The 23,473-nt window shown below is 63.8% G+C and carries 25 protein-coding genes and 1 pseudogene; 13 read left to right on the top strand and 13 right to left on the bottom strand.

Annotated elements, in window-relative coordinates:
• The first annotated feature begins 247 nt into the window (after nucleotides 1–247).
• Nucleotides 248–1,255, top strand: coding sequence for a hypothetical protein (locus ACWAT4_RS23300; RefSeq protein WP_449728153.1), 1,008 nt, complete (start codon nucleotides 248–250; stop codon nucleotides 1,253–1,255).
• Nucleotides 1,256–1,259: 4 nt separating this feature from the next.
• Nucleotides 1,260–1,469, top strand: a pseudogene (locus ACWAT4_RS23295) (hotdog family protein); the annotation flags it as partial.
• Between the two features lie 37 nt (nucleotides 1,470–1,506).
• Here the strand turns inward: ACWAT4_RS23295 and rplI are convergent.
• From rplI to rpsF, 5 genes are all read right to left on the bottom strand, one after another.
• Nucleotides 1,507–2,106, bottom strand: a complete 600-nt coding sequence (gene rplI, locus ACWAT4_RS23290; RefSeq protein ID WP_449728152.1) for a 50S ribosomal protein L9 — start codon at nucleotides 2,104–2,106, stop codon at nucleotides 1,507–1,509.
• Between the two features lie 48 nt (nucleotides 2,107–2,154).
• Nucleotides 2,155–3,123, bottom strand: a complete 969-nt coding sequence (locus ACWAT4_RS23285) for a DUF2232 domain-containing protein (protein WP_212299365.1) — start codon at nucleotides 3,121–3,123, stop codon at nucleotides 2,155–2,157.
• Nucleotides 3,124–3,405: 282 nt separating this feature from the next.
• A complete protein-coding gene (locus tag ACWAT4_RS23280) occupies nucleotides 3,406–4,068 on the bottom strand; it encodes a PEP-CTERM sorting domain-containing protein (protein WP_449728151.1) in 663 nt (220 codons plus the stop codon).
• A gap of 285 nt (nucleotides 4,069–4,353) precedes the next feature.
• Nucleotides 4,354–4,593, bottom strand: coding sequence for a 30S ribosomal protein S18 (gene rpsR, locus ACWAT4_RS23275; protein WP_007592020.1), 240 nt, complete (start codon nucleotides 4,591–4,593; stop codon nucleotides 4,354–4,356).
• Nucleotides 4,594–4,598: 5 nt separating this feature from the next.
• Nucleotides 4,599–5,093, bottom strand: coding sequence for a 30S ribosomal protein S6 (gene rpsF / locus ACWAT4_RS23270; RefSeq protein ID WP_057757987.1), 495 nt, complete (start codon nucleotides 5,091–5,093; stop codon nucleotides 4,599–4,601).
• 334 nt (nucleotides 5,094–5,427) lie between these two features.
• Between rpsF and ACWAT4_RS23265 the strand changes: the two genes are divergently transcribed.
• From ACWAT4_RS23265 to gmk, 9 genes are all read left to right on the top strand, one after another.
• Nucleotides 5,428–6,132 (top strand): TetR/AcrR family transcriptional regulator C-terminal domain-containing protein, encoded by a 705-nt coding sequence (locus tag ACWAT4_RS23265; protein WP_449728150.1) that lies wholly within the window; start codon nucleotides 5,428–5,430, stop codon nucleotides 6,130–6,132.
• 3 nt (nucleotides 6,133–6,135) lie between these two features.
• Nucleotides 6,136–7,161 carry a fatty acid desaturase family protein gene (locus ACWAT4_RS23260; protein ID WP_212299370.1) on the top strand — a complete coding sequence of 342 codons (1,026 nt, stop codon included), beginning with the start codon at nucleotides 6,136–6,138 and terminating at the stop codon, nucleotides 7,159–7,161.
• 329 nt (nucleotides 7,162–7,490) lie between these two features.
• Nucleotides 7,491–8,450 carry an ACP S-malonyltransferase gene (gene fabD / locus ACWAT4_RS23255; RefSeq protein WP_212299371.1) on the top strand — a complete coding sequence of 320 codons (960 nt, stop codon included), beginning with the start codon at nucleotides 7,491–7,493 and terminating at the stop codon, nucleotides 8,448–8,450.
• Nucleotides 8,451–8,462: 12 nt separating this feature from the next.
• Nucleotides 8,463–9,200 carry a 3-oxoacyl-[acyl-carrier-protein] reductase gene (gene fabG, locus ACWAT4_RS23250; RefSeq protein ID WP_212299372.1) on the top strand — a complete coding sequence of 246 codons (738 nt, stop codon included), beginning with the start codon at nucleotides 8,463–8,465 and terminating at the stop codon, nucleotides 9,198–9,200.
• A 310-nt stretch (nucleotides 9,201–9,510) separates the two neighbouring features.
• Nucleotides 9,511–9,750: an acyl carrier protein gene (locus ACWAT4_RS23245; protein ID WP_008130699.1), complete on the top strand. Its 240-nt coding sequence runs from the start codon at nucleotides 9,511–9,513 to the stop codon at nucleotides 9,748–9,750.
• Nucleotides 9,751–9,858: 108 nt separating this feature from the next.
• On the top strand, nucleotides 9,859–11,124 hold the full coding sequence (gene fabF, locus ACWAT4_RS23240) for a beta-ketoacyl-ACP synthase II (protein ID WP_212299373.1): 1,266 nt from the start codon (nucleotides 9,859–9,861) through the stop codon (nucleotides 11,122–11,124).
• Between the two features lie 124 nt (nucleotides 11,125–11,248).
• Nucleotides 11,249–12,523: an endolytic transglycosylase MltG gene (mltG, locus tag ACWAT4_RS23235; RefSeq protein WP_212443703.1), complete on the top strand. Its 1,275-nt coding sequence runs from the start codon at nucleotides 11,249–11,251 to the stop codon at nucleotides 12,521–12,523.
• Nucleotides 12,524–12,661: 138 nt separating this feature from the next.
• Nucleotides 12,662–13,549 (top strand): YicC/YloC family endoribonuclease, encoded by an 888-nt coding sequence (locus tag ACWAT4_RS23230; protein ID WP_449731248.1) that lies wholly within the window; start codon nucleotides 12,662–12,664, stop codon nucleotides 13,547–13,549.
• 3 nt (nucleotides 13,550–13,552) lie between these two features.
• Nucleotides 13,553–14,212: a guanylate kinase gene (gene gmk / locus ACWAT4_RS23225; protein ID WP_212299376.1), complete on the top strand. Its 660-nt coding sequence runs from the start codon at nucleotides 13,553–13,555 to the stop codon at nucleotides 14,210–14,212.
• On the opposite strand, the gene ACWAT4_RS23220 is transcribed toward gmk, so the two are convergent.
• From ACWAT4_RS23220 to ACWAT4_RS23210, 3 genes are all read right to left on the bottom strand, one after another.
• Entirely contained in the window at nucleotides 14,145–15,380 is a 1,236-nt protein-coding gene (locus tag ACWAT4_RS23220) for a hypothetical protein (protein ID WP_212427999.1), read from the bottom strand. The two genes, gmk and ACWAT4_RS23220, sit on opposite strands and share 68 nt — an antisense overlap.
• A 152-nt stretch (nucleotides 15,381–15,532) precedes the next feature.
• Nucleotides 15,533–16,039 (bottom strand): hypothetical protein, encoded by a 507-nt coding sequence (locus ACWAT4_RS23215; protein ID WP_212428000.1) that lies wholly within the window; start codon nucleotides 16,037–16,039, stop codon nucleotides 15,533–15,535.
• A 40-nt stretch (nucleotides 16,040–16,079) separates the two neighbouring features.
• On the bottom strand, nucleotides 16,080–17,423 hold the full coding sequence (locus tag ACWAT4_RS23210; protein WP_212428001.1) for a caspase family protein: 1,344 nt from the start codon (nucleotides 17,421–17,423) through the stop codon (nucleotides 16,080–16,082).
• Between the two features lie 485 nt (nucleotides 17,424–17,908).
• Between ACWAT4_RS23210 and ACWAT4_RS23205 the strand changes: the two genes are divergently transcribed.
• Complete coding sequence (locus ACWAT4_RS23205) at nucleotides 17,909–18,649, top strand: class I SAM-dependent methyltransferase (RefSeq protein ID WP_449728149.1); 741 nt, start codon at nucleotides 17,909–17,911, stop codon at nucleotides 18,647–18,649.
• A 158-nt stretch (nucleotides 18,650–18,807) separates the two neighbouring features.
• Nucleotides 18,808–20,253 carry a DUF535 family protein gene (locus ACWAT4_RS23200; protein ID WP_449728148.1) on the top strand — a complete coding sequence of 482 codons (1,446 nt, stop codon included), beginning with the start codon at nucleotides 18,808–18,810 and terminating at the stop codon, nucleotides 20,251–20,253.
• Here the strand turns inward: ACWAT4_RS23200 and ACWAT4_RS23195 are convergent.
• From ACWAT4_RS23195 to ACWAT4_RS23175, 5 genes are all read right to left on the bottom strand, one after another.
• Nucleotides 20,245–20,508: a hypothetical protein gene (locus ACWAT4_RS23195; protein ID WP_449728147.1), complete on the bottom strand. Its 264-nt coding sequence runs from the start codon at nucleotides 20,506–20,508 to the stop codon at nucleotides 20,245–20,247. The two genes, ACWAT4_RS23200 and ACWAT4_RS23195, sit on opposite strands and share 9 nt — an antisense overlap.
• A 275-nt stretch (nucleotides 20,509–20,783) precedes the next feature.
• Nucleotides 20,784–20,975 (bottom strand): hypothetical protein, encoded by a 192-nt coding sequence (locus tag ACWAT4_RS23190; protein ID WP_200299952.1) that lies wholly within the window; start codon nucleotides 20,973–20,975, stop codon nucleotides 20,784–20,786.
• A gap of 206 nt (nucleotides 20,976–21,181) precedes the next feature.
• Nucleotides 21,182–21,610, bottom strand: coding sequence for a hypothetical protein (locus ACWAT4_RS23185; RefSeq protein WP_449728146.1), 429 nt, complete (start codon nucleotides 21,608–21,610; stop codon nucleotides 21,182–21,184).
• A 482-nt stretch (nucleotides 21,611–22,092) separates the two neighbouring features.
• Complete coding sequence (locus ACWAT4_RS23180; protein ID WP_212299392.1) at nucleotides 22,093–22,320, bottom strand: hypothetical protein; 228 nt, start codon at nucleotides 22,318–22,320, stop codon at nucleotides 22,093–22,095.
• 74 nt (nucleotides 22,321–22,394) lie between these two features.
• Nucleotides 22,395–23,453, bottom strand: coding sequence for an alcohol dehydrogenase (locus ACWAT4_RS23175; RefSeq protein ID WP_449728145.1), 1,059 nt, complete (start codon nucleotides 23,451–23,453; stop codon nucleotides 22,395–22,397).
• Between the last annotated feature and the right edge of the window lie 20 nt (nucleotides 23,454–23,473).

Genomic DNA, 23,473 nt, shown 5'->3' with positions numbered 1-23,473 from the left:
AAAAGATGCGACTACCCGGCCGTCACACCGACGCATGGAGTGTACAATGGTTCCCATGCGTTCGCATGTAAATCTAGGCAGCCTATTCCCGTCCGGCTATTGCATTGTGTTCAAAGCCGATATTCGAAAATCGCGTGTTCACATGCTTGATGAGTGCGCTTCCATTCGCAGCGCAATCGGCTAAAAGGTGACCGCCGCCGCGCCGGGTGCCGGCCGTATCTGTCGGAATTCAATGGAGATGATGGGAATGTCGAGCCGAGCGCTCAGTCTCGCCACGGTGCTGTTTCTGATTGGCTTCGGCGCCTCCGATGCCGTCCTGGCGCAGGCGACGAACCTCGAGGCCGGCAAGGCCCCATCCCAGATCTTCGCGCAGACCTGCAACGCCTGCCACAAGAGCCCGCGGGGGCTCTTGAAAACGGTCGCGCCGGGCTCGCTGCCCGGCTTCCTGCGTCAGCATTACACCACCAGCTCCGACATGGCCGGCGTGCTGGCCTCCTACCTCATTTCCAACGGTGCTACCGACGCCCGCTACCAGTCCAAGGATGGCGGCAAGGACAAGAAGGACGGCGCCAGGGAGAAGGACGCCAACACGAATCCTGGGCAGCCGCCTGAGCACCAGGGGCGCCGCCAGCGCTCGCAGGAGGCTGCCAAGCCGGAGGGCGAGGGCGCTGCGAATCCGGCGGCTGAGGGTCGTCAGAAGCGCGCCGCGCGGCCGAGCGAGGAGGGCAAGGAAGGCGCGAAGCCTGAGGCCACCACCGAGCAGCCGTCTGCGGGCCGCAAGGGTAAGCGGCTGAGCAAGCGCGGCAAGCCGGAGACCGAAGACGCAGCCCCGCCGAAGGTTGAGCCCAAGGTCGATTCCAAGGTCGAGCCCAAGACTGAGCCCAAGACTGAACCGAAGACCGATACCAAGGCAGAACCGAAGAACGAGAGTGCCAAGGTCGATGCCGGTCGTGACGAGTCCAAGCCCGCCGAGAGGCCGGCGGAAGCCAGGCCTGAGAGCGCCAAGGTCGAGCCGGGGAGCAGCGACACGCCGGCTTTGCGCCCGGATCCGGTGCCGCAGGTAACGCCGGCCCCGGCGGCCTCCGCCAAGCCGGTCGAGAAGCCGGCTGAACCGGCTGCGCCGAAGCCGACGGAAGCGGCCGTTGCCAAACCGGCCGAGCCGGCTGCCAAGCCGGCTGAGCCCGCACCCGCCGCGGCGCCGTCGCCAGCACCCGCCGAGTCCTCCGGTCCGCCGGCTCCTCCGATCTCGCGATAAGCAGAAATACAAGCTCAATCTGCTGTCGCTGGCGGTTGGCGACAAGCTGATCTGTCGTGCCAGGGTGATCAAGCCGGGCCGTCAGGTCTCCGTGGTCGCGGCCGACATGTTCTGCGTCAGCAACGGTGTCGAGAAGCACACGGCAACGGCGCTCGCCTCGATTGCGATGCTGAGCGAGGATGTCGGCGCAAAAACGAAAAGCCCGGCTGCCTGAGGCAGCCGGGCTTCGCAGCCTTGCATGAATGCGAGGCTTACTTCTCGGTCTCGTCCGAAGCCGGAGCAACGTCGTCGTGCTGGGCTTCCGGATCGAAGAATTCGCCGGCGGCGGCGATCGCCTCGGCGGCCGCGTCGCGGTCCTCGTTGCGGGTGGAGATGTCCTCGCCGCGGTTGATGCGCTCGGCCTCGTCCTGGCTGCGCGCAACCGTCACGGTGACCTCGACCTCGACCTCGGGATGAACCGCGACGGTGATCGAGTGCTTGCCGATGGTCTTGATCGGCGCATCGAGCTGCACCTGCGGACGGGCGAGCGACACGCCGTCGGCCTCGAAAGCAGCAACCACGTCACGCACCGTGACCGAGCCGAACAGCTGGCCGGCTTCAGACGCCTGACGGATCACGATGATGTTCTTGCCCTCGATCTTCTCGGCGACCTTGGACGCCTCGCCCTTCGAGGCAAGATTGCGAGCTTCGAGATCGGCCTTCATGCCGTCGTACTTGGCGCGGTTGTCGGCGGTGGCGCGCAGCGCCTTGCCGCGCTTGAGCAGGAAATTGCGGGCATAGCCGTCGCGAACCTTCACGACTTCGCCCATCTGGCCGAGCTTGCTCACGCGTTCCAGCAAAATGACTTCCATATTCGTTCTCCTTTGAGATGCTCTGGGTTTTCAGTTTTCGGGTTGGACTTAAGATATCGGCAATGGCGGCGGTTGCCGGTTGCGCAGGAAGCGCTCGCGGAAGCCGAACACGGCGTCCGCGAGCCCAAGGCCGGTCAGCAGGACAAGGCTCACGCTGAACATGAGGATGATGACGTAGGTGGCAGCGAGCCAGAACGCGCGATTGGCGAGGTCGCGCGTGATGGTGTGCAGAACGGCAAGGCCGATCAGCGCATAGGCCATCATCAAGACGGTCGTGACGACGACCGCGAGCAGGCCGGTCATTCCGCCGAAGAAGCTGAAGGCAAGCGCGACGCAGAGTGCCACGAGGGTCATTGGCGGCAAGCTGGTGCCGCTGAGGTCCGGCCAGGGCCGATGCAGCCGCCCTGAGACAGCCGCGACCTTGGCAGCAAGCCAGAGATTCAAGGTCAGGGTCGCCATCTGCGATGCGGCTACCAGAACCGGAATGACTGCCACCATCAAGCCGACAACGGGATCACTCTCGGTAACGGTCGTCTCACTCACCAGTGAAAGAACCTTGGCGAAGCCGCGGCGCATCGCCTCGCTAATGGCCGGCGCATCGCTTCCTAGCGAAAACAGAGATCCAGCGGTCAGCAGCGTGGCCAGCGCTGCAATCCAGAGCAGGATGCGTCCAAGCGGATACCATTCGACCTGCAGCGGCGCCGCATCGCTGCCTGCGACGCCGTCAGCCGCTGGCCTTCCCAGCATGGCGAGATGGCCAAGCCACCAGGCCGGCAGCGCGAACGCAAGACCGTAACCGAGGGCGAGGGGCGGGCTGAGCGCCGTGGCGATAAGGAGCGTTGCGACAAGGCCGGCAATCGCGCCGCAGAGCGGTCCCCAGGCGATCGCGGCAAGCATCAGGGGCAGAGGAGCGAGGTAAACCAGGACGAGCGAGATCGGCGCCCCTGACGCCATCGAGGCGAACATCAGGGCCGACGCGGCGCCGGCGATCAGGGCTATCAGTCCAAATACCATCATCAGCTGTCCCGCTCCCTTCGAGCGGTTAGAGCGAGACCAGCGGAAACGCTAGTATTATCAGAAGTTTATGCAGGTCGATCAATGCTATGTAGCAGAGACCGCAGCAGAAACCTCAGCTCGCTCAGCCCTGCGAACTACCTCTCGGCAGTCGCAAACGATTGAGGCTCCCAACGGGAGCCCCAAACCAATGCCGGCCTTCTATCCATTTTCGGCCGGATATTCAACGCCCCAATTTGATGGGCGGCGTCGTGCGGGTCGTCGAAGGTTCCCGGCTTGACGTGATCAGGCTGCGCCCAACGCTGAGCTCCTGCGGCGATGGAGGAGAAAACCGAAACCACAAAACCCGAGCATCATCATGGCCCAGGTCGACGGCTCCGGCACCGCGCTTGCGAACTGGATGTCGATCAGACCGGCCGAGCCGGCCGGAAATCCGACCCCTGCCAGGTTGACCGAGACCGAGTTGGCCGTGAAGGCGATATCGGAATCGGTCAAACCGGTTACGTTGCTGTTTGAATCCACGAACGCTGAGATGATCGGCGACAGTCCATTGGGACCCGAAATGTTGAATCCGTTGAACGGATAGACGCTCAGCCCCACGCCTTTCGGATAGTCGGCTATCGGGTAGTAGTAGCTGATCTGCACCTCATCGGGTCCAATCCCGACGACCGAGAACGTCGCCGGAAATTTGTTGGCGAACGTGCTGAGGTGCTGTGACCCGTCGGCAACAAAGGTGATTGGGCTGCCCGGGAATACATCTCCGTAATTCGGAAAGTAATAATTGAAGGTCAGGGTTTGGTTGTTCCAGGTCGAGGCCGTGGACGGTGACGCAGAGACGTTCACCAGCATAGCCGACATGAACAACGCCGTTGCCGCGTGCTTCAACGAGGCAAGCGTGAGAATCCTGGTCGCGAAAATCCTCACGTCATCTAAAAATACGGTGCGCATTCTGCCTCCATTCAATTTGGTCGGATCAGCAAGATGCGCAGTATTTTATCGTTGCAATTCCTGTCAATTGCGCGGCGCGCCAGAAGTATTGCTTTCCGCGCCGCAAGTCGCGAGGCGCATGCGAAGCGACGCGGGCCTCGGATGCGGGATCCGAGATCCCGACAAAATTCTGTTCGGGCAAACCTCCAAAAGAAAAGCCGCCCCGAGGGCGGCTCTCCAATTCAAATCTCGCCAATGCAGAGCAGGCAACCGGCGGCTCGACAGCCGCCGGTCGAATTGGTCCTGTCAGCGAATGACGTAGGGCAGCAGGCCCAGGAAGCGCGCGCGCTTGATGGCGCGGGCGAGCTCACGCTGCTTCTTCGCGGACACCGCGGTGATGCGGCTCGGCACGATCTTGCCGCGCTCGGAGACGTAACGCATCAGGAGCTTGGAGTCCTTGTAGTCGATCTTCGGCGCATTGGCTCCCGTGAACGGGCAGCTCTTGCGGCGACGGAAAAACGGGCGGCGTGCACCAGCTTCAGCCATTGTTCTTACTCCCCATCCGTCGTTTCAGCTTCGTCGCGCGGGCGGCGCGGGCCGCGATCGCCGCGGAAGCCGCCGTCACGATCACCGCCGCGGAAACCGCCTTCGCGGTCACCACGGAAACCACCTTCGCGCTCACCGCGGAAGCCGCCGCCACGGTCGTCACGCTCGCGATCGCGGTCGGCCTTGCGCATCATCGCGGACGGGCCTTCCTCGAGCTCTTCGACGCGAACGCTGAGATAGCGGATCACGTCCTCGCTGATGCGCTCCTGGCGCTCGATCTCGGCGATCGCCGCGGACGGCGCGTCGATGTTGAGCAGCACGAAGTGCGCCTTGCGATTCTTGTTCATGCGGTAGGTGAGGGAGCGAACGCCCCAATTCTCGGTCTTGGTGACCTTGCCGCCGAGACCCTCGACGATGCCGGTCATCTGCGCAGTCAGTTCTTCGACCTGCTGCGTGCTCGCGTCTTGGCGCGCGAGAAAAACATGCTCATAGAGAGCCATTGTCGTCCTTTCCTCGTGTTAGCGCATCGCCCGGCGTCAAGCCCTTAAGAGACCTTCGGAAAGGACTCTGGGATTAAGCTCAGAAGGCGGAAACACGGGACGACGGGCCGACTGGCCCTGCCACACCAAAATCACGAATGACTTGCTGAGACCGTCCGTTCAGCTCCCGGCCGGGGTCTGCGGATGCGCGCGTTATACGGATTTTGGCCGGCTTGGCAAGGTTTGCCGCCGCGCTTTCGTCCCGGTGCGGGCTGGCGACCGGTCCTCCCTTACCATATTCGGCTTGATCCATTTGTTTGTATATCATACAAATAAGTCAGGGAGAGAGGATCCGATGGTGGAAAAGTCGGCTCAGGAACCGCTTGAGGCGGCGGGTGACCCCAAGCATGCGGCGCGGGCGACTCGCTCGGCCGGCCGCAAGATGCGTTCCCTGCTGCTGGATGCCGCGAGCCCGTTATTTCGGGAGCGGGGGCTGTCGGGCACCGCGATCACGGACATCGCAGCCGCCGCCGACGCATTCCCGAGCCAGATCACCTATTACTTCCGCACCAAGGAAGCCCTGTTCGTCGAATGCGCCTGCCGCGATCTCCTGTATCTGGCGCGCGCGACCGAGCAGGCGGCGCTGAAGGCGCGCACGCCGCGCGAGTACACCCACGCTTTGGCCGAGACCGTGACCGCGAGCGATTCGATCGCTTTCTTCGCCGAGGCATTGACGCTGACGCGGCGGCGCCAGGATCTCGCGCCGCTGGTCGAGCGCACCATCGAACGCCTGCACGGTGAAGGCGCGCGCGCCTATGCGGGCCAAGTGGCGCGCCATGGCTGGCGCTCGCTGCGCGCGCCCGACGAAAGCTCGCGGCGGTTCTGGGCCGTCGCCATCGGCGTCATGCTCGAAGGCTACGCCATGGGGCGTTCGCCCGAGGCGTTGTGTGCCGAGATGCTGCGTGTGCTCGGCGAGCAGGCGAAATCCGCCGGCGACACCGCGCGCCTCCGTCTCGTCGATGAACGCGATGCATCAAGCCATTCGAACGAGGAGGGGTAGGTCATGACGGCGCTTCGCATGCGTGCTCGCGATTTCCTCACCGACGATCAACTCGCTGACGTGCGCCAGCGCGTGACCTGGAAGGGTGTCGCGATGATCGCGCACGCCTGGGCACTGATCATTGGCGCGATCGCGCTCGTCGCGTGGTGGCCCAATCCGATCACGTATATTTTTGCCGTCGCTGTCATCGGCTCGCGCCAGCTTGGACTTGCGATCCTCATGCATGACGGCGCCCATGGCTGTCTGTCCGCTGACGAGAAGACCAATCTGGCCCTCAGCCAATGGCTCTGTGCCTATCCGCTCTTTGCCGAGACGCGCAGCTATCGGCGCTACCACCTGCAGCACCATGCGCGCACCCAGCAGGAGGACGACCCTGACCTGGTGCTGTCGGCGCCGTTTCCGATCACGAGGCTCAGCTATCGCCGCAAGTTCATTCGCGACATCACCGGGCAGACCGGCTACCAGCAGCGCAAGGCGCAATTGCTCAACGCGCTTGGACCGAAGGACTGGTCGTGGCGGCAGCGCGCCGCGCATTTCTGGGACAAGCTCGGCCCGCAATGCCTCGTCAACGCCGCGATGTTTGCCGCGTGCGCGGCGGCCGGCGCGTGGTGGGCTTATCCGTTGCTATGGCTGGTGCCGCTGCTCACCTGGATGATGGTCATCACCCGCATCCGCAACATCGCCGAGCACGCCGTCGTCCCTGACAGCAGCGATCCCTTGCGCAACACGCGCACCACGCACGCCAACTTTCTCGAGCGTCTCTTCATCGCGCCGTATTACGTGAACTACCACCTCGAACATCATCTGCTGTTCTACGTGCCCTGCTACAATCTGCCGAAGGTGCATCGCCTGCTGAGCGAGAGCCGCCATGCCGGCCGGATGGAGGTCCAGACGAGCTACGCTGCGGTGCTGCGGCTCGCGACCGCAAAACCCGATCGGGATGACCGTCCGGGCCAGCTCGTGAACAGCGCGCGTCGCGCGCAGGCCGGGGCCGAGGTCGGTGCGGATCAGAAGGCCGGCGGGTTTTGAGGCGGACAGGCGCTCGCGCCTCGTTTTCCGCTCGTCGTCCCCGGGGCGCGCGAAGCGCGAGCCCGGGCCCCATAACCACAGGCAGTCGTGGCTCCGGGGATTCGTAGTTGCAGCGTCGCGCCACAACTGCATCCTGGGGATATGGATCCCCGCCTTCGCGGGATGACACCAGGTACCGGGCGGGTGTTACCCCATCTCGGCTTGACATTTTTGGCCTAGACGGGTCTACGGCCCCTTTCGGAGCATGGTCGGGAACCAAGGCGCGGGCCGGAACGTAATCGGCTGCCGGGTTCTCGAAGCACACGGCTCGAGCGATCCAGGGAGCGCCGATGACGGCAGCATTCACATTTCCGGGGCAGGGTTCCCAGGCGGTTGGCATGGGCAAGGCCCTGGCGGACGCCTTTCCGGTGGCACGCGCCGTGTTCGACGAGGTCGATGCCGCGCTTGGGGAGAAGCTGACGGCCACGATCTGGGATGGCCCGGCCGAAACCCTTCAGCTCACCGAAAACGCCCAGCCGGCCTTGATGGCGGTGTCTGTGGCCACCCTGCGCGTGCTGGAAGCTGAAGCCGGATTTTCCGTGGAGCGGGATGCGGCTTTCGTGGCGGGCCACTCGCTCGGCGAATATTCGGCGCTGGCCGCGGCCGGTAGCCTGACGATCTCCGACACCGCGCGCCTGCTTCGCACCCGCGGTCTCGCAATGCAGAAAGCCGTGCCCGTCGGCGCCGGCGCCATGGCCGCGCTGCTTGGCCTCGATTACGACGCGGCCATGGAGGTCGCCAAGGAGGCGGCGCAGGGTCAAGTCTGCCAGGCTGCCAACGACAATGGTGGCGGACAAGTGGTCGTCTCCGGCGACAAGGCCGCGGTCGACCGCGCCGTCGAGATCGCCAAGACCAAGGGCGCCAAGCGCGCGATGCTGCTGCCGGTGTCCGCACCGTTCCATTGCCAGCTGATGCAGCCCGCGGCGGATGCAATGGCCGAAGCGCTATCCAAGGTCACGATCAAGGCGCCGGCCGCGCCTTTGGTGTCGAACGTGCTGGCAAGCGCCATCACCGATCCCGACGAAATCCGCCGCCGCCTGGTCGAGCAGGTTACGGGGACGGTGCGCTGGCGCGAGTCGGTTGCCTATATGGCGGGGCAGGGCGTCACCCGTTTCTTCGAGATCGGCGCGGGCAAGGTGCTGACGGGTTTAGTCAAGCGCATTGCCGACGGCGCCGTCGGCGTGTCAGTCGGCGGTCCGAACGATATTGCCGCCGCGAAGGATGCGTTGGCCGCTGCGAAGCAGGGCTAGAGGAGTTTTTCAATGTTCGATCTGACTGGCAAAAAGGCGCTCGTCACCGGCGCGACCGGCGGCATCGGCGGTGCCATTGCGCAGGCGCTGCATGCGCAGGGCGCGACCGTTTCGATCTCGGGAACGCGCAAGGAAGTGCTGGACGAGCTTGCCGGCAAGCTCGGCGAGCGCACCCATGTGCTGCCCTGCAATCTCTCCAAGGCTGATGAGGTCGAGGCGCTGGTGCCGGCTGCGGAAGCGGCAATGGGCCAGGTCGACATTCTCATCGCCAACGCCGGCATCACGCGTGACAATCTGTTCGTTCAGCTGCGTGACGAGGACTGGGACGAGGTCATCAACGTCAATCTGACCGCGACATTCCGCCTGGCGCGAGCCGCCACCAAATTGATGATGCGCAAGCGCTTCGGCCGTATCATCGCCATTACCTCGGTGGTCGGCGTTACCGGCAATCCCGGGCAGGGCAATTACACCGCGTCGAAGGCCGGCCTGATCGGCATGATCAAGACGCTCGGCGCCGAGTATGCCAAGCGCGGCGTCACGGCCAATTGCATCGCACCCGGCTTCATCAAGACGCCGATGACGGATGCGCTCAACGACAAGCAGCGCGAGACGATTCTGACCAAGGTTCCGGCCAACCGCCTGGGGACGCCCGAGGACATTGCGGCAGCTGCCGTCTACCTGAGTTCGAACGAAGCAGCCTATGTCACTGGCCAGACCATCCACGTCAACGGTGGCATGGCCATGATCTGATACCTCGTTCCGCACTGCCCACATGGGCGGGGCCAGATGCGGCAAACGGCCGTTTCCGGAGCGAATTGAGGCGTGTAGTCAAGGCAATTGAAGTATGATAACCGGGCGCTCAACGGATGGGCAAAGAACGCCATTGCAGGTTTTTGAAACCCTGTATATTGGCGATGCGGAGCCTTGGCCGTCGTTCGCCGGGCCTCCATCGATTAAGGTGGGGCCAAATCAAAGTTCGTAAGCGAAGGCAGTCAACGACCACGACGGCTCGTATCGTCCCGGGGGGTCGGGTCTACAGGGAACAACACGAGGTTATGCAATGAGTGACATTGGCGAACGGGTTAAGAAGATCGTGGTCGAACACCTTGGTGTTGAACCCGAGAAGGTTGTCGACGCAGCGAGCTTCATCGACGACCTCGGCGCCGACAGTCTGGACACCGTCGAGCTGGTGATGGCGTTCGAAGAAGAATTCGGGTGCGAGATTCCGGACGACGCCGCTGAGACGATTCTCACCGTCGGCGACGCCACGAAGTTTCTCGAGAAGAACGCGAAGAGCTAAGGCTCTTCATTTTCGCGGGGACAACATTGAAACCGGACGGGCCGCTTCCCAGCGGTCAGCCGGTTTCTTGTTATTGGCCGTGAATCTTTCGATGCGGAGTTTTCGGATATGAGGCGGGTTGTCGTCACTGGTCTCGGTATGGTGTCGCCACTCGGCTGCGGCGTCGAGCCGACCTGGAAACGCATCCTCAACGGCGAAAGCGGTGCGCGCAGGATCGAGAGCTTCGATGTCTCCGATCTGCAGACCAAATACGCCTGCACCGTCGTGCGTGGCGACGGCAGCAACGACACCTTCAATCCCGACAAGTGGATGGAGCCGAAGGACCAGCGCAAGGTCGACGACTTCATCATCTTCGGCATGGCCGCGGCCGGCCAGGCGCTCGACGATGCCAACTGGCATCCCGAGACCGAAGAGGACAAATGCGCGACCGGCACCATGATCGGGTCCGGCATCGGCGGCCTCAACGGCATTGCCGACACCGCCATTCTCCTGAAGGAGCGCGGCCCGCGCCGGGTGTCGCCGTTCTTCATTCCCGGCCGCCTGATCAATCTTGCCTCCGGCTACGTCTCGATCGCGCACGGCCTCAAGGGGCCGAACCATTCGGTGGTGACGGCTTGCTCGACCGGCGCTCACGCGGTCGGTGATGCCGCCCGCCTGATCGCGCTCGGCGATGCCGACGTGATGGTCGCCGGCGGCGCCGAGTCGCCGATCAGCCGCATCGGCATTGCCGGCTTCAACGCCGCGCGCGCGCTGTCGACCGGCTTCAACGACACGCCCGAGAAGGCCTCGCGCCCCTATGACAAGGATCGCGACGGTTTCGTGATGGGCGAGGGCGCCGGCGTCCTCGTGCTCGAAGAGCTCGAGCATGCGCAGCGCCGCGGGGCCAGGATTTACGCCGAGGTGATCGGCTATGGCCTGTCGGGTGACGCCTATCACATTACATCGCCGTCGCCCGACGGCGATGGCGGCTTCCGCAGCATGTCGGCCGCGCTCAAGCGCGCCGGCCTGGCGGCATCCGACCTCGACTACATCAACGCGCACGGCACCTCGACGCCGCTCGGCGACGAGATCGAGCTCGGTGCGGTGGAGCGCCTGCTCGGCAATGCCGCCTCCAAGGTCGCGATGTCCTCGACCAAATCGTCGACCGGCCACCTGCTCGGTGCGGCCGGCGCGATCGAGGCGATCTTCGCCATCCTCGCGATTCGCGATAATGTCGTTCCGCCAACCATCAATTTGGATACACCGTCGGTGGAGACCGCGATCGATCTCGTGCCGCATAAGGCGAAGAAGCGTGACGTGAACGTCGCGTTGTCGAATTCTTTTGGTTTCGGCGGTACCAATGCGTCGGTGATCGTCCGGCGTCTGGCCCAATAGTTTGTATTTGCGACGAATCCACCGTTTTGCCGTATTCGGCGATAGTCATGTCTGTGGGCGCGTGCATTGGCTCGGCAAGCGATTGTCAGGCTGCGATTGAACCGGCAGGATTCAGGTTGCTTCGATGAGTGAAAGGCCGCCCATTTCGCCCCGGAGTCCGCGGGCAGCGCTCGAGCCCGAGCAGGTCCCGCCGCCGCCGAAGCGTTCGGAGCGGGCGCGCAACCCCTTCGTCGTGGTCGGCAACGCCATCATCACCCTGCTGTTGATCGCCATGCTCGGTGCCGGTGGCGCCTATTATTACGGCCGGCAGGTGCTCGAGGCACCGGGACCGTTGAAGGAAGACAAGATCGTCAACATCCCGCAGCGCGCCGGCAAGCGTGACATCGCCGAGACCCTGAACAAGGAAAGCGTGACCGATGTCAATCCGTGGGTGTTCATCGCCGCGGTGGCCGCGCTGAAGGCGAGCTCGGACCTGAAGCCGGGTGAATATTCGTTCCAGAAGAACGCCTCCTTGCGCGACGTCATCGCCACCATCGTCGAGGGCAAGGTGGTGCAGCACGCCGTCACGATTCCGGAAGGGCTGACCTCCGAGCAGATCGTGGCGCGGTTGTCCGACAACGACATCTTCACCGGCAGCGTGCGCGAGCTGCCGCGCGAGGGCACGCTGCTGCCCGAGACCTACAAGTTCCCGCGCGGGACCCCGCGCGACCAGGTGATCCAGCGCATGCAGCAGGCACACAAGCGCGTGCTCGCGGAGATCTGGGAGCGCCGCAGCCAGGACCTGCCGGTCAAGACGCCGGAGCAGCTGGAGACGCTCGCCTCGATCGTCGAGAAGGAGACCGGCAAGCCGGACGAGCGCAGCCGGGTCGCTGCCGTGTTCGTCAATCGTCTCAAGCAGAAGATCAAGCTGCAGTCCGATCCGACCATCATCTACGGCCTCGTCGGCGGCAAGGGCACACTGGGGCGCCCGATCAAGCGCAGCGAGATCACGCAGCCGTCGCCCTACAACACCTATGTGATCGAGGGCCTGCCGCCGGGCCCGATCTCCAATCCTGGCCGCGCCTCGCTGGAGGCCGCCGCCAATCCGGCCCGCACCCGCGACCTCTATTTCGTCGCCGACGGCTCCGGCGGGCATGCCTTCACCGAGACCTACGACGCGCACCAGAAGAACGTCGCCAAGCTGCGCGCGATGGAGAAGCAGATCCAGAACGATACGGTCGAGCCGGCCGACGACGCGCAGGCGCCGGCCGCCGCAGCGCCCGCGGCCGCAGACACGGCGCCGACCGCAACCACGCCAGCCCGGCCGACCCAGCAGAAGAAGCCGCCGGCGCGGCCCGGCAATCCCGCCCCCGCCCGGCAGGGCGCGGTGCAGCCGTCGCCGCCGGTGATCCAGCGCTAGGCGTGGTCCGGCCTCAGGCCCGGTGCAGAGCAGACCTGCCTGCGGACTTTGCGGATTCCACTTTCCTGCAAAATAGTCTTAAGATTCGCGTGGCCTGATGGCCTCGCGAATCCCATGTTTGTCGGAGAATTTGACCTGATGGCGCTGTCGTCCATGACCGGCTTTGCCCGAAGCCACGGCGCAAGCGGGCCGTATACGTTCGAATGGGAATTGAAGTCGGTCAACGCCAAGGGCTTTGACTTGCGGGTGCGGCTGCCGCAGGGGTTCGACGAGCTCGAGGCCCACGCCAAGAAGCGCGCCGGCGAGCTTTTGTCGCGCGGCACCGTCTACGCCAATCTCAACGTCAAGCGCGCCAATGCCGCCGCCTCTGTCCGCGTCAATGAGGACGTGCTCAACGCCGTGCTCAAGGCCGCCGCGGTGATCGCGGGTAAGGTCGACGCGGTCGCGCCGAGCATCGACGGCCTACTCGCCATCAAGGGCGTCGTCGAGGTCGCCGAGCCCGAGGGCGACGAGGAAGAGGACAAGGCCGCGCGTGCCGCGGCTGCTGACGCGTTCGACAAGGCGCTCGATGAACTTGTGGCAATGCGCAAGCGCGAGGGCACCTCGCTCGGGCAGATCCTGACCCAGCGGGTCGACGAGGTCGAGCAGCTCGCGAAGAAGGCGGAAGGCTCGCCGGGGCGCAAGCCGGAGGCGATCAAGGCGAGGCTCGCCGAGCAGATCGCCGCGCTGCTGGATACGTCCGACCGGTTCGATTCCGGCCGCCTGATGCAGGAGGCGATCCTGATCGCGACCAAGGCCGACATCCGCGAGGAGCTCGACCGTATCGCGTCGCACATCGCGCAGGCGCGCGAGCTGATCGGCAAGGGCGGCCCGATCGGCCGCAAGCTCGACTTCCTGGCGCAGGAGTTTCACCGCGAGGTCAACACCTGCTGCTCGAAGTCGAACGACATCGAGCTGACCAACACGGGGCTCGCCATGAAGAACGTGGTCGAGCAATTCCGCGAACAGGTCCAGAATCTGGAGTGATCGATGACGACGAGCGGTCACGGAACTGACGGTGTCGAGCGGCGCGGATTGATGTTCGTGCTGTCCTCGCCATCGGGCGCAGGCAAGACCACGCTGTCACGCTTGTTGATCGATCGCATGCCGGGCCTGCGCATGTCGGTGTCGGCGACCACGCGGGCGATGCGGCCCGGCGAGGTCGACGGCCGCGACTATCTGTTCGTCGACAAGCCAAAGTTCGACGCCATGGTCAAGGGCGATGAGCTCCTGGAATGGGCGACCGTGTTCGACAACAGCTACGGCACGCCGCGCAGCCCCGTCGAGGCCGCGCTATCGGCCGGTCAGGATGTGCTGTTCGATATCGACTGGCAGGGCACGCAGCAACTGCGCGAGAAGGCGCGCGCGGATGTCGTCAGCGTCTTCATCCTGCCCCCCTCAGCTGCCGATCTCGAGAAGCGCCTGCATTCGCGCGCGCAGGATTCCGACGAGGTGATCCGCAAGCGGATGAGCCGCGCCAGTCACGAGATGAGCCACTGGGCCGAGTACGACTACATCGTCATCAACCACAATGTTGACGATGCCTTCGCCGAGGTGCAGTCGATCCTGAAGGCCGAGCGCCTCAAGCGCGAGCGGCGGACCGGCCTCGTGAGCTTCGTGCGAGGGCTGCAAGGTCAGCTTCAAGGCTAAGCTCAAGGCTTGGCTGCGCCAGCCGCGGCCCTTCGACCGCCAGCCGTTCCAGCATCGCCGTGATGATGTCGATGTCCACGGCGTTTTCGTCGCGTGCATCGTCTTCATGCGCGTCCGCGTTGCGGACGGGCTCTTGATGCGCATCCACGTGACCGAAGGTATCTTCGTCGTCATGGCTCTCGGCCGCGAGCTGCGGTGCCGTCGCCTCGATTTCCAGTTCGCGGTCGAAATAGTCGATCTCGGTCTCGTCGGGCTCTACGGCCGCAACCTCGGCGGGACGACCTTGCGCAGCGATCCTTCCGATGGCGTCGCCGAATGCGGCGATCGGTCGGGCTTGCGGACGCACGGCGTCGAAGTCTACCGGACGCGGGCGTTCCACGCGTGGCGGTACTGCATTGAGCCACGGCGCGCGGCTGTCGTCGTGATCCTGCTGATGGTCCCAGTTCACGCGGCGATCGGCGGCCTGCACACGCCCACGCCCACCCGCGAAGCGATAGATCACGCTGGCGAGCAGGCCGGCGAGCGTCAGTGCGCCGCCGATGACGAGCAGCAGCATCTGCACCGACCCGGTCGGCTTGTCGGCCGCACTATCCGCCGCGGCGAGTGCCACCGGGGCAGGGGATGCGGACGGCTGTGCGCTTGGCTGCGCGTCGGCCGGTGCTGCAGCTGCAGAGACGGGCGCAGATTGCGGCGCGGGCGAAACGGCTGCCGGGGCGGCATCGGGCCAGCGCGTGGCGACAGCGGGCTGCGGCGCATTGCCATCCGTGGTGGCGCCCGGAGCTTGCGCAGTTGCGGCCGGTGCCGGCGGCGGTGCATTCGCTGCGGGGCTGGTTTGCGGTCCGACATATTCAGCACGCGCATCCTGTACCGATGGCGGTGCAGTCGGAGCCGCGTTCGTTGCGTCGGTCGCCTGCGCGCTCGGTGTGGCCTTGCCGCCTTCGGCACGCAGATACCAGCATTGCCGTTTGGTTCCGCGCTCGACGCGATAATGCCAATGCTGCCCCTGCGGCGTGGCATCCTTCGGCGAGGTCAGGCAGTCGCTCGCGGCATTCGCCGTGCTCGCGGCGCTGGGTGCGCTTGGGGCGTTCTGCGAAACAGCGGCCAGCGGTGCGCCGGCAATGACGCTGCCGACTAGCGCGGATATGAACTTTGCGGTGCGGTTGCCCATCCTGGTCTCCCGGTTACGCATGACGCAACTTGTTACCTTCCCTTTCTCGACAAAGAGTTAGGTGGCAATGAGCCGCAAATCCGGAGAGGATGTGGCCTGAATCGGGCCTGCGCGGCGTTCGTTCCGTCGCGATTTCAGGCTTTTTGCCGGCGCTATTGCTTGCTCGCGGTCCAGGTTCCCGAGCAGCCGTCGGAGCGGTGGAAGGTGCCGGAACCGCCGCGCCCGGACAGGCGGCCGGCACCGGTATAGGTGATGCCGCCTTCACCCTGTCCAAACGTGCGCACCGAGCCATTCGCGCTGACGGTTCCGCTGACGCCTTGGCCGATCACGCGGCCCGAGGTCACGACGGTCGCGCCGCTGGACGTGCCGCCACAGCCGACACTGGTGACGGCCCAGGCGCCGTCGAAGCTGCCGCCGCCACCAACACCACCGCCACGTCGCGACGACGAGCGTTGTTCGTCGGCGGCTGGCTTGCTCCGGCGCGCCGATGGCGCGGGTTCTGCGGAGCGGCCTGAAGAACTATCCTGGCGCGAGCCGGACAGCGATTTTTCGTCATTGCCGATCGAGCCGCCGGCGCTGCCGGATTGCGCGAAGGCCGATGGGGAGGCGAGAGCGAGCAGAAGCGCGGCGAGGGCAAAACGGCTTGCATTGTTCGACATGAGCCAGAAATCCATCATCATGAAAAAGACAGCGGCGAAATCAGCGGCCGGAGCCGTCGGCACAAACGCTTCCAACAATGCGGCAAGCTTTGCCAGCCTTGCCGCACTCGTCAAGCGCGGCGTCCTTCGCGCGCTGTACGCTGTCGCGCTGGACCAGCGACCAGGACTTGTCGGAGATCGCGAACGCGCCGCAGCTCTTGCCATAGAAGGAGAGTTCGATTGGACATTTGGCGCCTCCGCAATTGCCGCGCGCATCCGCCACCGCCGCGCGCCGCGAGGCATGATTCCACGAGATGCCCCATTTGCTGCTGTCGGGACCGTAGACGATTGAGCCCCACGGCTTGAGGTCCTCCATCTTGCGCATCCGCAGCAGCAGACCTTCGGTTGGCTCGCCCGTCGGCGCCATGGAAATCCGCTGTTGCAGCTTCGTGATCGCACGGGTCAGCCCGTCCGGCGTATCCGGATCGAAATTGAGTTCATAGAGCCGCTCGCTCAATTCGCTGAGCAGCGCGGCGTCGCGCAGCGGAACGCGGTCGGGATCGGCGCGCAGCCGGTCCGCCGGCAATGGATCGGGCTGCATCGCCGCGACCTGCGGCGGCGCTGTTTGGGTCGGCGGCACGAAGTAGAAGGTGCCGTCGATCGGCGAGGACGACACCCAGGGCTGCTGCGCACCTGACGTGGCGCGCTTCACCGCGAGGCCGACCTGGTTGAAGGTCTGGAACACGTCGAGGCCCGCGGTGCGGATCGTCGCGGCAAGCGCCTTGGTGTAGGGGCTGTGGCCGTCGCTGCCGTCCTGCGCGACGTTGCCGGGCTGCGTCGCGTAGGAGATCAGCGTGCCCTCGGGCGCGCGCATCTGCGCAAGGCCGCCCTCGGAGGAACGAAGGCCGCGTGAGCCAAAGGGGTTGTTGCGACAGGCATCGAGGATGACGAGGTTGAGCCGCGTGCCGGAGCCCTGCATCTGCCGCAGCACCAGGTTGACGTCGGTCATCTGGAAATCGACGTCGGCCTCGCGCGTCGGATTGGCACCGACCGGCACCAGGTAATTCGAGCCGGCGACCTGGACGCCGTGACCGGCATAATAGAACAGCGCGACGTCGGCGCCCTGCACCTGCCGGCCGAAGCTCTGTACCACGAGGTCCATCGCGCCCTTGTCGAGATCGAGCTGGGCGCGCCCGCCGACCAGCGTGAAGCCGAGCGAGCCAAGCGTCTCCGCCATCAGGCTCGCATCCTTGGAGGGATTGTCGAGCGGCGTGACGTTCTTGTAGGCGGAGTTGCCGACCACCAGGGCGATGCGCTTCTCGGCCGCTGCTGGTTGCGCGACGGTGAGCGTGGCCGCAACCAGTGCTGCCAGCATCAGGACGCGATTGAAAATCCTCGCGTGCATCAAAATTCCCCAAGACAACAATGCCAATCTACCAGCTGGCTGCGTGGGCGAAAAGCGGTGCGACGTTCTTGCCGGTGACATCAGAGGCGCATCGGGCCGGGAAGGGCGCATGGTTCACATTCCCGCGGCCGCTTTGCGAAGCGCCCTTTTTGGCAGGGTCGGGATGCCGCGATTGTGGGATAAATCCGAAATTCGATAAATTGGAATATTCTAATTGAGAGGTGACGAGGTGTTTTGCTGGCCCGACGGACCAAAGGTAATTCAATGCCTAGCCGTCATCCGCATCGCGCGAGCGCAGCCGATCGCGCCGGCGCCGGTAGTCTCGTCTGGACGGTGGCGCAATTGCTGGAACCTTACACCAACATGACATCGAGACATCTAAGTCGATAGAGATTAACTAGGGTTGTGGTTGGTCGCGCCGCCTATCTTGCCGCGATCGATCATCTGGGTCACTGTTCAGCATTCATGCCGACCCGAGATAATTGATGAATAAGCAAAGCCTCGTCGGTTCTTTGTCATTCCACCTACAGCGCGCGCTGGTGATCCGCTCGGAATTCGGACTGCGCGAGCTGATTGTGCGGCTGCTCAGGCGTCTTGGTCTTGGTGGACGCGAACTGGCGGCGTGGCGAAAGCAGAAGTTGGAAGCGGACGCCGAATTTGATCGGAAGTTCGGTACTGATACGGCAGGTGTGCAGAATCTCGCTGGTGAGCACGGCATTGTCGGCGAGAACGCAAAGCACGGTCTTGCGCACATCGCGTCCGATCCGCTCCAATTCAGGCAGATCATGGATGCTCTGAATTTGCCGATTTCCGACTATACCTTCGTCGACCTCGGATGCGGCAAAGGAAGAGCACTGCTGCTTGCCGCTCAATTCCCATTCAAGACGATCATCGGAGTCGATTTCGTGCCGTCGTTCGTCGCGGCCGCACGCAACAACGTTAACGCTGCTGCGTTACGCGGTCTGCGTGGTGACATCGAGGTCGTGGTGGGCGATGCCACGCAGTTTGTCCTCCCGTCCGGCGCGTTACTCATTTACCTCTACAACCCGTTCGGCTCACACGTGGTCGGGAAGGTCGCCCTTCACTTGCGGGAGTCGTACCGGGAGAATCGCCGCCCGCTTGTCGTGGTCTATGCGAACCCTGTGCACCTGATCGAATTTACGAGTTGCGGTTGGCAATTCATGACCGAGGGGAGCGGTTGGGTCGCGTTGACCTGTCAGTCCTGACACCAATTACCTCGTGCCTTTTGTGACGTTTGAAGCGTTGGCCATTTGAAGTTCTGCGTGCGGATTACGCGGTGCGGCTTTTTTCTCTCTTCTGGTTTTGTAAGGTTATGCTTTCTCACTATTTGTCGCGATTGGCCCGTGCAAGATTCGCAACGAGCTTGGCGCTCGCGTTTGCCTTGCTGAGGCACGCAAATCTCCTGTTGCCATGGATCTTTGCATCGCGAGCCAGTGGTTTCGGCCGCTATCTTCGCGCTCGCCCGGAGATCATCGAGATCGTCTATGGTCGTTTCATTGCGGCCAATTGGGATGCCGCGACGAAGACGCGTACTGCTCAAAGCCATGTCGAGACGGTCGCCGCGATCGGCGGGATCGCCGACGTTGAGCCTGAAGCGGTTGCCGATCTTATCGAGCTGCCATTTTCACCTGAATATCGGATCAGTCTCGATCAGCCACGGTGGCTTCTGCGGGACGGCCAACTTGCGCTCAGCATCTGGGAGCGAGATGACCGAATCTTCAGCGTAAGTTTCTCGTTGCGGACCGATGACGGAATACGGACGGCGTTTATCGGCGGCATCCAGGGGCGGCGCCAGGTCGAAGGTGAGGAGGACGTCCTCGAGCGTTACAGGCGCTTCACGAAGAACGCGCATGGCGCGCGCCCGCGCGACTTCACGCTGGAAGTCTTCAAGGTCTTTTGCAAGGTCGTCGGGGTCCATCGGATCCTTGCCGTTTCGCAGGACAATCATCCTCTTACGGGAGTGAGCGGAGGGTTTTCTCTCGCCTATGATGAAGTCTGGCAGGAGCGCGGTGGCACATATGATGGCGATGGCTTTTACGCGTTGCCAGTCGGCGTTTCGATGAAGTCCGAAGACGAGATTCCGGCGAAGAAAAGAAGCTTGTACAAGAAACGAGGCGCGATGTTCGCGGACATCGAGCAGCGGCTGTTCGAATGTCTTGCGACACGCCAGCCGGAGAAGCTGCGTCCGGCGGTCGGCGAGAGTCACGCCCAGGCCGAAACGGGTGGTCTGGATATGCTGTTGCGGATGCTTGCCTATGCAAGCGCCATCTTTGTCTTGGCTGCGACCAATCTCTTTGGAGGAACCTGGATCGGGTTCGCTGTGGGTCTAGCCTTCGTTCATGCCACTTACTGGATACTGAAGGGAAATATCCCCGAGTCGACCGCAAGGCGCATTCGGGCATTGGCCGCGTTGAGGCAGAGTCCCCTGGCTGTACGCATATTGGTGGCGATGGTTATCCTCTCCGTTGGATTCGCGTTGGATCTCGAGCTGGATTCAGGTCGCGCGCTCGGTAGAATATTCAAGCTCTACTTTATCCTGGTGTTCCTGAGTTCGCTTTGCCTTGGGACTCGTGTCACGCTGGTCGTATGCGCGGCATGTGTCGTTGGGCTCAATTATCTGCACCTGCCCCCGAGATTCAGTCTTGCGGTCGACGACTGGGACGATGCGCTGGACATGCTTGTGTTCAGTGCCATGGCCGCGATCGTCATCATCATTCCGCGACTCCTCTTGGTCTCGGTCGAATTGTCCGCAGTTCGGAGGAGGGGGGAATCGCCGCGCAACGCACCACAGCCGCAAGGCTCAAGATGATCGCGGCGGGGACCGAGAAGGCGCTGCGAGGGTCGATTTCCATACGCTCGCCAGCTTCAGCGTCAACAGTCCCAGCACGCCGCTGATCAATCCCACGATTGCGTAGGACTGCGCAAACACGCCGGTCTGGATGAAGACCTGGCACGCGATGGCGAAGCAGATGGCGGTGAGCAGCAGGCAGGCGCAGCCGGCAAGGGCCGCGAGATAGCGGATTGCGATTGCGACGGGTCTGGCGGGTGATGCGGGATCAGTCATGCGGGGAGACAATCATGCGGCGGACGGCGCGCTTCTCCGCCGTCACGCACGCGCAAGAGCGTCACTTGCTTGCGCAGCAATCGACCAGCAAGCGCCAGATGCGCTGGATCTCGACCGTCCTCTGAAGCTCGAGGACGTGGTTTTCGGTCGCGTGGGGGGATGTTGCTTCGGAGTGGAGTTCGCGCGGCGGGATCCAACGCTCGGAGATCGGATCGTACCATTTTCCCGGATTGACCAAGGTCGTGTCTCCTGTGTTCGATCCCCCTGGTATCTGGCTATCCCATGCGCCTGTTGCTGGTGTTTTGGGTGAGGTTGCCGTGCGCGGCCTGCTCACGGATGTTTTGTTTCTCGTCGTCGCGATGACCCTTTGTGGTGTCGACGGGAACTGTCGGCGCACTGCCGGCGCCCTTGTGGCTCTGGTTCTCGTCGGGAACTGGCTGAACCGTTTTTGTCAGCGGCTTCGTCATGCAATTCAGACTCCGTCGTTGCCTTGACGGGAGGCCAACGCACGGGACGCGCAGGGTGTTCCAAGCCGAAGTCTGATATGATCAGGCGCTCGTGCCTGGAGGCTTCCTGCTTGCGGGACGAGGATCCGTCAGCTGGCGTCACGCTGTCCCGGCACGGGGCTCTCTGCGAACCGTCTCGGGGGATCGTTCGTTACCCTCGCGCGCCGCTAGCCGCGCTTGCGGTACTTTCCGATCGTCTGCTTGATGCCGTCGATGGCTTCCAGCAGAAGCGGCGTCAGGGAGAACAGCGTCCCCATCGCAATGGCAATGATGGTGTGGCGCAGCGAGATCTTCTCATCCTCATCGAAGGCATAGGCACTCCGGTCGATCGGAACAGACGCGAGTCCGCTTGAAGCGCGCGCCTGATCCAGCTTCCGCGGCTTGCGTGGTGGAATCAAGATCACGACGAAGAGCACGTTGATCAGGAGCCAGATGCCGAGGATGGTGAGCACGGTCTGCATTGAAAAACCAAAGGCAAAGAAAAGAAATGTGCTGGCGATTTGCAGGACCATTGAACGGCGGTTCGCGCGCCAATGCAAGTTGTGCTTTCGATTAACGTAAGTTTCGGGGAAAGGACGACTATCGGTGTTCGGCACGGCTGGACGCGAAAAGTCGGGCGCATGCGGGTCCACCCTCGGAACTCAAACGATCGATGTCGGCCACCAATCCGACTGCTGATTCGCGGTCAACGCGTTAACGAGACGGCCGCGTCGCCATCGCCAGTATGAACCCATCGGCTCGATGCCATCGAGGCGTGCCCGGTAATTCGCATTAACGATTCCTTACGCGGGCGGCAGCCGCCGGCCTGGCACAGGCAGGTCAAGGGTCAAGATGACGCCGCGGTGGCTTGCGACGATGCGTCTTGAGGGTTTTAAGGCGCTGGGGCGCAGTCCGCGTTGCATGCTTGCCACGCCTCGAACTCTGTTCACGGCCGGAGAACTACGGAATTCTATACCGGAGCACGCGCTCAGGAGTGAACATAGGGCATGCGCGAGTCGCACCCGCTCTGCCCGACGGATCGCTGGCCTCCCACGTCACGCCGCCAGGCCGGCAGGTCCGAAGGCGTTGCCTGACGCCGCTAGCCGAGGCGGGCTTCGCGCGCGGCCGGCGGGCGGTTCGAGTTCCGGTATGCGTCGATCGCTTTGTTGGCGAGCATCAGCGGCCGGCGCTCGCCGGTCTTGAGCTGCGCCTCGATCGCATCGAGAAGAATGTTGGCGGACGCGTCAGGCGGGCCGAGCTCGCCGGTCTTCTCGAGGAAGCTCCAGGCGATGAAGAATGCGCTCTCGACGGTGCAGCGAATGGACATGCGCTGCCAACGCGATGCGGGCGCAGCCGTTCCGTGCGCGGCCGCGAGATGAGCCTCTCGCGGCCGGCTGAAACTCAGTTCTTCAGCACGATGCGGCCGACGACCTTGCCGGCGCGGAGCTCGTCGATCCACTTCTGGACATCGCCCATCGGCTCTTCACGCATCGGCGTCGGCTTGATCTTGCCGGCGCGGGCGAGCGCCATCAGCTCGTGGGCTTCCGCGAGCGTGCCGACCATGAAGCCTTCGACGGTGAGGCGCTTGTAGACCCATTGCACCATCGGCAGCGTGAACTGGCCGCCCATCAGGCCGGAGACCACGACCTTGCCGCCGCGCGCGGCGACCGCGACCGCAAAAGCCATCGACTTCTCGTTGCCGGCGAAATCGACGACCTCGTCGAAACCGCCGTCGGTCTCCTTCAGGATACGCTTGATCACGTCGGGCTCGGACGGATCGTAGGCGTTGGCCGCGCCGTTCTTCAGCGCGGTGTCGCGCGCGGCCGGCGACAGATCGGCAACCGTGATCGGCTGCTTGAACATCGCCTGCGCGAACGACAGGCCCATCATGCCGACGCCGCCGAGACCGACCAGCAGCAAGTTGCGCTGACGCGGACGGTCGATCAGGCGCTTGAGCGCACCGTAGGCGGTAACGCCGGAGCACATCAGGGTTGCGGCCTGGTTGACGGGCAGGGGATCGTAATCGAGCAGATATTTCGCGTCGGGCACCAGCACGTGGGTGGCGAAGCCGCCGTCGATGGAGACGCCGAGGAAACGCTGCTTGGCGCAAAGATTTTCGTCGCCGTTCTTGCAGTCGCGGCACTGGCCGCAGCCGATCCAGGGAAACACCGCCTTCTTGGTTCCGACGAGGCTCGCCGGCACGTCGGGCCCGACTTCGTCGACGACGCCGGCGATCTCGTGGCCGAGCGTGAACGGCAGCGACATGCCCCGCGTGGTGTCGAGCTTCTTGCCGCCGCCGAGATCGGCGTAGCCGTCCTGGATGTGCAGGTCGGAATGGCAGAGGCCGCAGCGCTCGATGCGCACCAGCACCTCACGTCCCTGCGGCTTCGGCGTATCGACGATGGTCTCGCACAAGGGCGCATCGAACTTGACCAGCGACTGCCGACGCATCAACGCCATTTTCTTTCCTCCGGAATATG

It is taken from the genome of Bradyrhizobium sp. T-1 (genome assembly GCF_053592855.1).
The sequence above is the reverse complement of the archived record's forward strand: the minus strand, read 5'-3'. Positions and strand labels throughout refer to the sequence as shown.

Coding starts and splice junctions, on each gene's coding strand:
- ACWAT4_RS23215 (WP_212428000.1), bottom strand. CDS start 16,039: ATGTCGAACAATGCAAGCCGTTTTGCCCTCGCCGCGCTTCTGCTCGCT.
- ACWAT4_RS23220 (WP_212427999.1), bottom strand. CDS start 15,380: ATGGGCAACCGCACCGCAAAGTTCATATCCGCGCTAGTCGGCAGCGTC.
- ACWAT4_RS23175 (WP_449728145.1), bottom strand. CDS start 23,453: ATGGCGTTGATGCGTCGGCAGTCGCTGGTCAAGTTCGATGCGCCCTTG.
- fabF (WP_212299373.1), top strand. CDS start 9,859: ATGAGGCGGGTTGTCGTCACTGGTCTCGGTATGGTGTCGCCACTCGGC.
- ACWAT4_RS23280 (WP_449728151.1), bottom strand. CDS start 4,068: ATGCGCACCGTATTTTTAGATGACGTGAGGATTTTCGCGACCAGGATT.
- rpsF (WP_057757987.1), bottom strand. CDS start 5,093: ATGGCTCTCTATGAGCATGTTTTTCTCGCGCGCCAAGACGCGAGCACG.
- ACWAT4_RS23285 (WP_212299365.1), bottom strand. CDS start 3,123: ATGATGGTATTTGGACTGATAGCCCTGATCGCCGGCGCCGCGTCGGCC.
- gmk (WP_212299376.1), top strand. CDS start 13,553: ATGACGACGAGCGGTCACGGAACTGACGGTGTCGAGCGGCGCGGATTG.
- rplI (WP_449728152.1), bottom strand. CDS start 2,106: ATGGAAGTCATTTTGCTGGAACGCGTGAGCAAGCTCGGCCAGATGGGC.
- ACWAT4_RS23245 (WP_008130699.1), top strand. CDS start 9,511: ATGAGTGACATTGGCGAACGGGTTAAGAAGATCGTGGTCGAACACCTT.
- ACWAT4_RS23205 (WP_449728149.1), top strand. CDS start 17,909: ATGAATAAGCAAAGCCTCGTCGGTTCTTTGTCATTCCACCTACAGCGC.
- ACWAT4_RS23260 (WP_212299370.1), top strand. CDS start 6,136: ATGACGGCGCTTCGCATGCGTGCTCGCGATTTCCTCACCGACGATCAA.
- ACWAT4_RS23230 (WP_449731248.1), top strand. CDS start 12,662: ATGGCGCTGTCGTCCATGACCGGCTTTGCCCGAAGCCACGGCGCAAGC.
- ACWAT4_RS23210 (WP_212428001.1), bottom strand. CDS start 17,423: ATGCACGCGAGGATTTTCAATCGCGTCCTGATGCTGGCAGCACTGGTT.
- ACWAT4_RS23190 (WP_200299952.1), bottom strand. CDS start 20,975: ATGACGAAGCCGCTGACAAAAACGGTTCAGCCAGTTCCCGACGAGAAC.
- fabG (WP_212299372.1), top strand. CDS start 8,463: ATGTTCGATCTGACTGGCAAAAAGGCGCTCGTCACCGGCGCGACCGGC.
- ACWAT4_RS23180 (WP_212299392.1), bottom strand. CDS start 22,320: ATGTCCATTCGCTGCACCGTCGAGAGCGCATTCTTCATCGCCTGGAGC.
- fabD (WP_212299371.1), top strand. CDS start 7,491: ATGACGGCAGCATTCACATTTCCGGGGCAGGGTTCCCAGGCGGTTGGC.
- ACWAT4_RS23300 (WP_449728153.1), top strand. CDS start 248: ATGTCGAGCCGAGCGCTCAGTCTCGCCACGGTGCTGTTTCTGATTGGC.
- ACWAT4_RS23195 (WP_449728147.1), bottom strand. CDS start 20,508: ATGACTGATCCCGCATCACCCGCCAGACCCGTCGCAATCGCAATCCGC.
- rpsR (WP_007592020.1), bottom strand. CDS start 4,593: ATGGCTGAAGCTGGTGCACGCCGCCCGTTTTTCCGTCGCCGCAAGAGC.
- ACWAT4_RS23265 (WP_449728150.1), top strand. CDS start 5,428: ATGGTGGAAAAGTCGGCTCAGGAACCGCTTGAGGCGGCGGGTGACCCC.
- mltG (WP_212443703.1), top strand. CDS start 11,249: ATGAGTGAAAGGCCGCCCATTTCGCCCCGGAGTCCGCGGGCAGCGCTC.